This window comes from Mycobacterium neumannii (genome assembly GCF_002245615.1).
Lineage (GTDB): Bacteria > Actinomycetota > Actinomycetes > Mycobacteriales > Mycobacteriaceae > Mycobacterium > Mycobacterium neumannii_A.
In genome coordinates, this window is sequence record NZ_NKCO01000051.1 from 1 (window position 1) to 1,808 (window position 1,808).

At 62.9% G+C, this 1,808-nt stretch carries 1 protein-coding gene; it reads right to left on the reverse strand.

Annotated elements, in window-relative coordinates; translation table 11 throughout:
• A partial coding sequence (locus tag CEX88_RS25745; protein ID WP_141209860.1) for a non-ribosomal peptide synthetase occupies positions 1-1,808 on the reverse strand: 1,808 nt, incomplete at both ends.

Genomic DNA, 1,808 nt, shown 5'->3' on the forward strand with positions numbered 1-1,808 from the left:
TCGCCGCCGAGTTCGAAGAAGGAGTCGTCGACGCTGACGCGGTCTAGGCCCAGGACTTGGGCGTAGATGCCGGCCAGGATTTCTTCGATGGCGTTGGCCGGGGCGCGGTAGTGATCGATGTCGGTGTATTCCGGTGCCGGCAGGGCCCGGGTATCGAGTTTGCCGTTGACCGTCAACGGCAACGCCGCCAACACCACCACCGCGGTCGGCACCATGTAGGTCGGCAACCGCTCAGCCAGTCGGGCGCGCGCATCGGCGGGATCAGCGCTGCCGGTGATGTAACCCACCAACCGTTTATCGCCGGGACGATCCTCACGAGCGATCACCACCGCCTGATCAACCCCATCAAGACCCTGCAACGCCGCCTGAACCTCACCAAGCTCAATGCGATACCCGCGGATCTTGACCTGCTCATCAGCACGACCCACATACACCAACTGGCCATCAGCACCCCACCGCACCAAATCCCCAGTGCGATACATCCGCTGCCCACCAGCGTGCGCCCCGCCAAACGGACACGCCACAAACCGCGACGCGCTCAACCCCGCCCGGCCCACATACCCATAGGCCAACCCCGCACCAGCGACATACAACTCACCAACCACCCCCACCGGCACCGGCCGCAACCACCCATCGAGCACCACAAACCCCAAATGAGCCAACGGCACCCCGATCGGACTGCCCGTGCCCTCAACATCGGCGGCCACGATCTCACGCAACGACGCATGCACCGTGGTCTCGGTGATGCCATACATATTCAACAACCGCGGCAACCCCGGATGATGACCCAACCACGGCCGAAGACGATGCGGCTCAAGAGCCTCCCCACCAAACACCACCGTCTCCAGCTTGAGCTGATCCCCCAACTCCGGAGCCAACCCATCAGCAGCCTGCAACGCATAAAACGCCGACGGAGTCTGACTAAGCACACTGACCTGCTCAGCAACCAACAACGCATGCAACTCTTCAGGCGAACGCACCACCGCATCGGGCACCACCACCAACCGGCCCCCACCCAACAGCGCCCCAAAGATCTCCCACACCGAAAAATCAAACGCCAACGAATGACACTGCGACCACACCCCCGCACCCGGCACGTCAGCATCCAACGTCTCCAACAACCGAGTCACATTGCGATGGGCAACCGCAACCCCCTTCGGAGTCCCCGTCGTGCCCGAGGTGTAAATCAAATACGCCACATCATCAGGACCCGGACCCGCCAACGCCGAACACGGCTGCCCCGCCAACCCAGCATCCTCAACATCAATGACCACCACCGCATGGCCATCCAACCGCGACCGCAAACCCTGCGTACTGATCACCGCCACCGGAGCCGCATCAGCAAGCACAAAACCAATCCGCGCATCCGGATGCCCCGGATCCAACGGCACATACGCCGCCCCCGCCTTAAGCACCCCCAACATCGCCACCACCGCCTGCGCCGACCGCGGCAACAACAACCCCACCCGCGCACCAACACCCACACCCCGGCCAACCAACAAATGCGCCAACCGATTCGAAGCCTCATCCAGCTCCCGATACGTCAACGACCGCACCCCGTAACTGATCGCCACCGCATCCGCAGCACGAGCCACCTGCTCAGCGAACAACCCCGGAATCGACAACCCCGCCGACACACCCTGACCCAACACCACCCGATTGCCCACCTCAGCCAACCGAGCATGCTCACCACCATCAAGCACATCCACCGACGACAACCGCCCACCCGAATCAGCAGTCATCGCCACCAACACCCGCTCCAACCGACCAATCAACCCACCCACACTGCCCGCATCAAACACATCGGT